At 55.1% G+C, this 9,389-nt stretch carries 7 protein-coding genes; 6 read left to right on the forward strand and 1 reads right to left on the reverse strand.

Going from position 1 to position 9,389, the window contains the following annotated elements; genetic code table 11:
- The first annotated feature begins 170 nt into the window (after positions 1–170).
- The 4 genes from fucI (at position 171) to fucP (ending at position 5,614) form a co-directional block, all read left to right on the forward strand.
- Positions 171–1,946, forward strand: a complete 1,776-nt coding sequence (gene fucI / locus KTQ90_RS08220; protein WP_217318003.1) for an L-fucose isomerase — start codon at positions 171–173, stop codon at positions 1,944–1,946.
- 164 nt (positions 1,947–2,110) lie between these two features.
- Complete coding sequence (locus KTQ90_RS08225; RefSeq protein ID WP_217318005.1) at positions 2,111–2,746, forward strand: class II aldolase/adducin family protein; 636 nt, start codon at positions 2,111–2,113, stop codon at positions 2,744–2,746.
- 147 nt (positions 2,747–2,893) lie between these two features.
- Complete coding sequence (locus KTQ90_RS08230) at positions 2,894–4,288, forward strand: rhamnulokinase (RefSeq protein WP_217318010.1); 1,395 nt, start codon at positions 2,894–2,896, stop codon at positions 4,286–4,288.
- 9 nt (positions 4,289–4,297) lie between these two features.
- Positions 4,298–5,614, forward strand: a complete 1,317-nt coding sequence (fucP, locus tag KTQ90_RS08235; protein ID WP_217318006.1) for an L-fucose:H+ symporter permease — start codon at positions 4,298–4,300, stop codon at positions 5,612–5,614.
- Positions 5,615–5,990: 376 nt separating this feature from the next.
- Here fucP and KTQ90_RS08240 read toward each other — a convergent pair whose 3' ends face one another.
- Positions 5,991–7,814 carry an RluA family pseudouridine synthase gene (locus tag KTQ90_RS08240; RefSeq protein ID WP_217318007.1) on the reverse strand — a complete coding sequence of 608 codons (1,824 nt, stop codon included), beginning with the start codon at positions 7,812–7,814 and terminating at the stop codon, positions 5,991–5,993.
- Between the two features lie 201 nt (positions 7,815–8,015).
- Here KTQ90_RS08240 and pyrE point away from each other — a divergent pair, with 201 nt between their 5' ends.
- A complete protein-coding gene (gene pyrE / locus KTQ90_RS08245) occupies positions 8,016–8,648 on the forward strand; it encodes an orotate phosphoribosyltransferase (protein WP_022158797.1) in 633 nt (210 codons plus the stop codon).
- 209 nt (positions 8,649–8,857) lie between these two features.
- Positions 8,858–9,307 (forward strand): SRPBCC family protein, encoded by a 450-nt coding sequence (locus tag KTQ90_RS08250; RefSeq protein WP_217318009.1) that lies wholly within the window; start codon positions 8,858–8,860, stop codon positions 9,305–9,307.
- Positions 9,308–9,389: the final 82 nt, after the last annotated feature.

The raw sequence follows: 9,389 nt of genomic DNA on the forward strand, positions 1-9,389 counted from the left end.
ATTTTTGCTCAATTGTTGGAAGAATATGCCAATCTGTGCCATAAAGCTTTTAACCGGAATAATTGTACATCTCGTTTTTTTGCTGTAAATTTGCACTATTCATGTGCGCAAAGCACACGACAATCTACGAAAAAACAGAAACATTCATATAAAACCTAAAAAACGAATCTATGAACAAGTATCCAAAAATTGGCATTCGCCCCACCATCGACGGTCGTCAGGGTGGCGTACGCGAGAGTCTTGAAGAGAAGACAATGAACCTTGCACGTTCGGTTGCAAAGCTTATCACAGAAAACTTACGCAACGGTGACGGCTCACCCGTGGAGTGTGTCATCGCCGACTCTACAATAGGACGCGTCGGAGAGAGCGCTGCCTGCGCCGAGAAGTTCGAGCGCGAGGGCGTAGGCTCTACCATCACCGTCACATCATGCTGGTGCTACGGCGCCGAGACAATGGACATGAACCCGCACTGGCCGAAGGCTGTATGGGGCTTCAACGGCACAGAGCGCCCGGGCGCAGTATATCTGGCTGCCGTGCTCGCTGCCCACGCACAGAAGGGTCTGCCCGCATTCGGCATCTACGGACACGACGTGCAGGACCTCGCCGACGACTCTATCCCGGCTGACGTAGCAGAGAAGATTCTGCGCTTCGCACGCGCCGCTCAGGCTGTGGCTACAATGCGCGGCAAGTCGTACCTCTCTATGGGTTCTGCCTGCATGGGTATCGCCGGTTCTATCGTCGACCCGAACTTCTTCCAGGAGTATCTCGGCATGCGCAACGAGAGCGTCGACCTCACCGAGATTATCCGCCGCATGACAGAAGGCATCTACGACCACGTAGAGTTTGAGAAGGCTATGGAGTGGACACGCGAGAACTGCATGACCAACGAGGGCGAGGACATCGCTAACCGCCCCGAGAAGGCAAAGACACGCGAGCAGAAGGACCAGGACTGGGAGTTCATCGTGAAGATGATGATGATCATGAAGGACCTCATGCACGGCAACCCACGCCTCGCCGAGCTCGGCTACAAGGAAGAGGCTATCGGCCACAACGCCATCGCAGGCGGCTTCCAGGGTCAGCGCCAGTGGACCGACTTCTACCCGAACGGCGACTACCCTGAAGCACTCATGAACACCTCGTTCGACTGGAACGGTCTGCGCGAGCCTATCACACTCGCTACCGAGAACGACGCAGGCAACGGCGTGGCTATGCTCTTCAACCACCTGCTCACGGGCAGAGCACAGATCTTCTCTGACGTGCGCACATACTGGAGCCCCGAGGCTGTGAAGCGCGTGACCGGCAAGGAGCTCACCGGAAAGGCAGCAGGCGGCATCATCCACCTCATCAACTCGGGCGCTACAACACTCGACGGCTCTGGCGCAGCTACCGACGCAGAGGGCAAGCCGGTGATGAAGCACTTCTGGGAGATGACAGACAAGGACGTAGACGCTTGCCTCCAGGCTACCACATGGTATCCGGCTAACCGCGACTACTTCCGCGGCGGCGGCTTCTCTTCTAACTTCCTCACACGCGGCGGCATGCCCGTTACAATGGTTCGCCTGAACCTCGTGAAGGGACTCGGCCCGGTTCTGCAGCTCGCAGAGGGATGGACCGTAGACGTTGACCCCGAGATCCACGCTGTTCTCGACAAGCGCACCGACCCGACATGGCCTACAACATGGTTCGTTCCGCGCCTCACAGACAAGGCTCCGTTCAAGGACGTTTACTCTGTGATGAACAACTGGGGCGCTAACCACGGCGCAATCACTTACGGACACGTAGGTGCCGACCTCATCACACTCTGCTCTATGCTCCGCATTCCGGTTTGCATGCACAACGTGGAGGAGGAGAAGATCTTCCGCCCGGCTTCATGGAACGCATTCGGCATGGACAAGGAAGGCGCAGACTTCCGCGCTTGCAAGAACTACGGACCGATTTACAAATAATTTATAATTGAAAGCCGAAAGTCGAATTTAGAATTGAAAGTTGAGAGTTGAGAGTTATGATATGTTTTGCTGTTTATATATTACAGTTGAAATTTACCCCAAAAAGGTAATCATATCTCTCAATTCTCAACTCTCAACTCTCAACTTTTTCAAAGAAAAAAACAATGATACAGGATTATCAGATACAGGAATTTCTGCGTCAGGCTCACCGCGTAGGCGATGCAGGCTTGACATTGTGCTCAAGTGGCAACATCTCATGGCGCATCGGCGACGAAGCGCTCGTTTCAAGCACAGGCTCATGGGTGCCGACACTTCCGAAAGAGAAGGTGGCTGTCTGCCGCGTCAGCGACGGCGAAGTGCTCAACGGCGTGAAGCCTTCTATGGAGAGCGGCTTCCACCTCGGCGTGCTCCGCGAGCGCCCCGACTGCGACGTTGTGCTCCACTTCCAGTCGAAGTACGCAACCGTAGTGTCGTGCATGACAGAGACACCGAAGGACTTCAACGTAACAGCTGAGGTGCCGTGCCACGTTGGTCGCGAGATACCGGTTATACCTTACTTCCGTCCGGGCTCACCCGAGCTTGCAGAGGCTGTTAAGGCAGCGCTGAAGGACCACAACTCTGCTCTCATGCTGAAGCATGGTCAGGTGGTTTGCGGCAAGACCTTCGACGAAGTGTTCGAGCGCGCAATGTTCTTCGAGATGGCATGTCGCATCATCGTGCTCAGCGGCGGCAAGTACAACACTCTGACAAACGAGGAAATCGACGACCTTGAGAGCTACGTGTTGGGCAAGAAGGGATAAAAAGATGGTGAGATGGTGAGGTGGTGAGGTGTTGAGATTGGTGTGATGGTGACAATAGCAACATCTAATCTCAACATCTCAACACATCAACCCATCAACCCTCAACATCTCAACACCTCAACACCTCACCACATCAACATTATCAATATGACTTATTTAGCTATCGACTTCGGCGGCGGCTCAGGACGAGTCGTCGCCGGAACCATTACGGCGAAAGGCGGAAAGAAGCAGCTCACGATGCAGCTCGTACACCGCTTTCAGAACCGACAGGTGCGCCTTGGCGAGCATGTCTACTGGGACTTTCCGGCTCTCTTCGAGGACATGAAGACCGGACTGCGCAAGGCGACACAACTCGGACTGAAGGTGTCGGGCATCGCCGTGGACACATGGGGCGTAGACTTCGGACTCATCGACCGCAACGGCGACCTTGTGGGCAACCCCGTCTGCTATCGCGACGCCCGTACGCAGGGCATAGCTGACGAGTTCTTCGCCAACACCGACCGCACGGCTCACTATAGCGTGAACGGCACGCAGGTGATGGAGATTAATACGCTGTTCCAACTCCTGAGCCTCAAGAAAGCCAACTCGCCGCAGCTGCAGATTGCGGACAAGATGCTCTTCACGCCCGACCTCTTCTCCTACTTCCTCACCGGAGAAGCCAACACCGAGTACACAATAGCCTCAACATCCGAGATGCTCAACGCCACGACACGCGACTGGGACTGGGAACTCATAGACCGTCTCGAGCTGCCGCGCCACCTCTTCTGCCCTATCGTTATGCCGGGCACCGTGCGCGGAAAGCTGCGCAAGGACATCGCTGAGGAGACCGGACTGGGCGAAGTTGATGTCATAGCTGTCGGTTCGCACGACACGGCGAGTGCCGTAGCGGCGGTTCCGGCTAAGGACGACGAGTCGCCGGTGGCGTTCATCAGTTCCGGCACATGGTCGTTGCTGGGCGTAGAGCTCGACCAGCCGATACTCACCGAGGAAGCACGCCGCACAGAGTTCACCAACGAGGGTGGCATAGGCGGCAAGATTACGTTCCTGCAGAACATCACCGGACTGTGGTTTCTGCAGCGTCTCATGACAGAATGGAAGGAAGAAGGCGACGAACAGCAGTATGACACGCTGCTCGCAGCTGCCGCAGAAGCGGAGATAAAGACCATTATACCGGTGGACGCAAAGGAGTTTCAGAATCCGAAGTCGATGCAGGCGGCTATCTGCGACTATTGCGCCGCGCACGGCCTCGAAGTGCCGCAGACAAAGGCTGCCACAACGCGCATCGTGCTGCAGTCGCTCGCAGCGAAGTATGCCGAGGCAACGGCACACCTCAACGCGATGCTGCCCACGCCGATAAAGAAACTGCACATCATCGGCGGCGGTTCGCAGAACAAGCTACTCAACCGTCTTACCGAAGAGGCTCTCGGCGTGCCCGTTGAGGCAGGACCCGTAGAGGCTACAGCCATAGGCAACATACTCTGTCAGGCACTCGCCAAGGGCGAAGTGGAATCGGTGGCAGAGATGCGTAAAATTGAAATATAAGCAAAGCAAATGAAACTATCTATTCTATCAAAGGACGGCGTGAGCTACGTCGTACCGTTCATCCTCATCACGTCGTGCTTCGCCCTGTGGGGTTTCGCCAACGACATCACCAACCCTATGGTGAAGGCGTTTTCCAAAATCTTCCGCATGTCGGCTACCGACGGCGCACTTGTTCAGGTGGCGTTCTACGGCGGCTACTTCGCCATGGCGTTCCCCGCAGCCATGTTCATACGCCGCTACAGCTACAAGGCAGGCGTGCTTGTCGGACTCGGACTTTATGCGCTCGGCGCGCTGCTGTTCTATCCGGCTAAGATGACGGGCGAATACTATCCGTTCCTTGTCGCTTACTTCATACTGACGTGCGGTCTGTCGTTCCTCGAGACATCGTCGAACCCCTACATCCTGTCGATGGGAACCGAGGAGACAGCGACACGCCGTCTGAACCTTGCGCAGTCGTTCAACCCGATGGGCTCGCTGCTGGGCATGTTCGTGGCGATGAACTTCATCCAGGCTAAGATCAGTCCGCTCGACACGGCGGCGCGCGCACAGCTCAACGACGCACAGTTTGAGGCGGTGAAGGAGAGCGACTTGAGCGTGCTCATCGGTCCGTACCTTGCCATCGGCATCGTTATCCTCGCCATGTTCATGCTCATCCTCTTCAAGAAGATGCCGCATAACGGCGACAAGAACCACGACATCAACTTCGTGCCGACGCTGCGCCGCATCTTCTCGCTGCCCCACTACAGAGAGGGCGTGATAGCGCAGTTCTTCTACGTAGGCGTTCAGATTATGTGTTGGACCTTCATCATCCAGTACGGCACACGCATACTGATGGCTGAGGGCATGACCGAGCAGGCAGCCGAGGTGATGTCGCAGCAGTACAACATCATCGCGATGATCATCTTCTGCTGTTCGCGTTTCATCTGCACATTCCTGCTTCGTTACGTCAACACCGGCCACCTGCTTATGACGCTCGCCATTGTGGGCGGCGCACTCGTCTGCGGCGTAATCTTCCTGCAGAACATCTACGGTCTGTACTGTCTGGTAGGCGTCAGCGCATGTATGTCGCTCATGTTCCCCACCATCTACGGCATAGCGCTTAGGGGCTTGGGCGACGACGCTAAGTTCGGCGCTGCGGGTCTCATCATGTCTATCCTCGGCGGTAGCGTTCTGCCTCCGCTCCAGGCTTCGATAATCGACTGCGGCGAGCTCTTCGGCATGCCAGCCGTGAACGTTTCGTTCATTCTGCCGTTCGTCTGCTTCGTCGTGATTGCCATCTACGGACAGCGCACGTACATGAGAAGCAAGAACAAGCTGAACGGATAACACATCATACATCGAGTAGGAGGAAAACGAAGTTGTTTTCTTCCTACTTTCGTTTTCCGACCTCTCATACACCGCACTTGCGGTTCCTCAACATGACAAATTAAGCAAGAAATATAACAAAGCAATCATTTTAATAGTTCACATCAAAAACTCTTGGTTTACTCGAAGGTAAGCATCGAGGACTCCATATATATCCATCGGACATCGAACGCGATCCGATCAGATTCCGTCCGCCGCCCGATCAGATTCCGTCCGCCGTCCGATCGGATTCCGTTCGGGTGACGATGACTTTTCGTGAGGTTTTACTGCGAAAATATAAAAAACATGAGGGTCATACTTGGTGCTGCGGAGGCCGGAGACCTCCGCTACTTGTTTGCTAAAAGCCGCTGGGCGAAAGGAAGTGCATCGTTTCGCCCGTGACGGGATGACGGAACGTGAGTTCGGCGGCGTGCAGGTACATACGGTCGGCGCGCTCGATGCCGTAGAGGGGATCGCCGAGAATAGGACAGGCAAGGCCTAAGGGATGGGCGCAATGCACGCGGAGCTGGTGCGTGCGACCGGTTTTAGGATACAGGTGGATAAGGGTTCGGCCCTTGTCCACCTTTTTTGTTGTGTACGCCACGGCAGTATTCGCATCCACTGCCCTCACCTCTACTATATTATATAATGTTAGTGCGGGCTTGCCGTGCTCCATGTCCACACGCTGGCGCGGACGGTCGTTGATGTCGGCGATGAGAGGCAGAGAGATGGCTTCCAAGCAGCCTGACGGCTGCGTGGAAGAATGTGGAATGTGGAATGTGGAATGTGGAGTTGTATGCTTCGGCACGCCGCTGAGCACAGCCTCGTAGCGCTTCACGGTCTCGCGACTGGCGAACTGACGCTGCAACTCTACATATGTCTCCTCGGTGCGGGCAAGCACAAGGAGTCCGCTCGTGTCCATGTCGAGGCGGTGGGCGGCTTTTAAGAATTTTGAGTTTTGAGTTTTGAGTTTTGAATTGTCGGCTTCGCCGATTGTAAATTGCTCAGTTGGGAGTTGAGAATTCGTGGGTAACTGTAGGTTGGCGAAGTATTCTTCTACGCTGATATTCGCCGAGTCAGAGAATTCCGACCTCACGCTCTCCGCCTTTCCCGGCACCGACAGCATGCCCGCCGGCTTGTCAACCACCATTATATACTCGTCTGCGTACAGCACGCGCGGCTCGGCGGTGTGCCGCTTCTTCGCGAGTGGATTGGGCGCCACGTCGAGTCCCTTGAGCATGTGCGTGAGTATGGGCAGACACTTCGAGCGGCAGGCAGGATAGTAGTGCAGATGGTGGCGGATCTCGGACGTAGGCGACTCGCCCCACCAGAACTCTGCCATGCAGACGGGACGCAGATGGTGCAGGTAGGCGTATTGCAGGAGCTTCGGCGCACAGCAGTCGCCGGCTCCGGCTGGGGGCATGGCGTGCGTGTACTCGCGGAAGATGTCGATAAGGTCGCGCTCCTCGCCCTTGGCGTTGAGCATGCGATAAGCCGCGAAGAGCCAGCGCTGCAGTTCGTCGCTCATCTGCTTGCGCTTGCGCTGAAGCGATTTTAAGAATGTTGAATGTTGAGTGGTGAGTGTTGAATCGGCTTGCTCCATCGCCTTGCGACGGCGGCGCAGCTCCGCCTTCATAAACTGACTCTCGCGTATCATCTCCGCTCGCTCCTCCTCGCTCAGCGGCTCGCCACTCTTGCGGCGTGCGTCGCGTCGCGCCTTCGCAGCGTCCACCTCAGCCTTGAACGCGTCCACCTCAGCCTGCAAGCGTTTCTTCGTCTGCTCGTGCTGCTCCACGCTCTGCAGATACTCTGCGTCGTGTTCAATGGCTGCAATCTCACGGTTGATGGCGCTTATCTCGCGCTCCGTACGCTTGAAATGGCCGTCGGGCTGCTGCGCGTCGAACACGGGCGGCACGAAGTAAGGCCAGTCGTTCCTACCGCCAAGCAGACCCGAATAGGCGGCAAGGAAGCCGCGCTGCAATGCGCCCGACTCGTCTTCATACTCCACAACGAGCACACCGAACATCTTGCCGCAGCCCTTCTCCGTGCTCATCAGGTCGGCGTCGGCGATGTAGCGCTGCAGCTCCAGCGACGCAGCCTCGGCAAGCGGGTCTACTTCGTAGCAGAACGGATAGGTGAACTGGCGGGGTGAGGGAATAGAAGTGGAAAGAGCGTGAAGCATTTTTGAGTTTTGAATTTTGAGTTTTGAATTTTGAATTGATTGCAAAGTTATTGAATTTTACAAATTGTAGGGCATAACACGTCGGTTTTTCGATAATTTTATCTACATTTGCATTATTGAATACCCAAGACTAAACATCTCAATTAAATATCCGAAAGGTAACAATTAAAAATTAAGAATTAAAAATTAATAATTACAGCAATGAGTACACTCAAAAAAGACTTCGCCTCTAAGCTTCTCGAAGTAAAGGCCATCAAGCTTCAGCCCAACGATCCGTTCACATGGGCATCAGGTTGGAAATCTCCGTTCTACTGCGACAACCGCAAGACTCTCTCGTTCCCTTGGTTGCGCTCGTACGTTAAGCTCGAACTCGTACACACCATCCTCGAGCACTTCCCCGAGGCAGAGGCTGTGGCAGGCGTAGCTACCGGCGCTATCGCTCAGGGCGCGCTGGTTGCCGACGAACTCAACTTCCCGTACGTCTACGTGCGCTCTAAGGCTAAGGACCACGGCATGCAGAACCTCATCGAGGGCGAACTGCCAGCAGGCGCTAAGGTGGTTGTCGTAGAGGACCTCATCTCTACCGGTGGCAGCTCGCTGAAGGCTGTTGCAGCTCTGCGCGAGGCAGGCTATCAGGTAGTGGGCATGGTAGCTTCTTACACATACGGCTTCCCGATTGCAGCTCAGGCTTTTGCCGAGGCTGACGTACGCCTCGAAACTCTCACCGACTACGACCACGTCGTAGAGCAGGCTCTTGAGACTGGTTACATCAAGAACGAGGACGTTGAGCTGCTGCACGAGTGGCGCAAGGACCCGGCTAACTGGAAGAAGTAATAAGATGGTGTGGTGGTGAGATGAAAGGTGGTGTATTGGTGAGATGTTGAAGTGGTGAGAATGGATGTTGAAATGTTGAGGCGTTGAGATGTTGAGACTACTCTCGCCATTACAACATCACATTGCAACACCATCACATCTCACCATCTCACCACCTCAACATCACAACACCACTTCACACCACCTCAACATTTTTCGAAGAAAAAAACATGACAACATTCGAAAGTACAATACGACAGATCAACTATCCGCAGCAGAATGTCTACAACAAGCTCAGCGACCTCAGTAACCTGCAGGCTCTGAAGGAGCGCTACGAGCTGATGAAGGACACGATGCCCGAGGAGACGCGCCAGCAGGCGGAGAAGATTAAGGATATGACGTTCGACTCCGACTCGCTCTCTGTCAACGTGCCGCCGGTAGGATCTATCCGCCTGCGCATCGTAGACCGCGACGAGCCGAAGTGCATCAAGTTCGAGAGCGAGCAGAGCCCCATCCCATTCAACTTCTGGATTCAGATTCTGCCCGTCACCTCCACCACATCGAAGATGAAGCTCACCATCAAGGCTGAGCTCAACATGTTCATCAAGCAGATGGTGAAGAAGCCGCTGCAGGAGGGCATCGAGAAGATTGCAGACGTGCTGCAGATGATACAGTATTAAGCCGCATAGGAGGGTATCTAAGGGGGTGCACTTGTCTCCGCTCGGCTTTGCCGCTTGCCAGAGCAAGAAGTGCACCAACAAA

The organism is Leyella stercorea, assembly GCF_019052365.1.
Lineage (GTDB): Bacteria > Bacteroidota > Bacteroidia > Bacteroidales > Bacteroidaceae > Prevotella.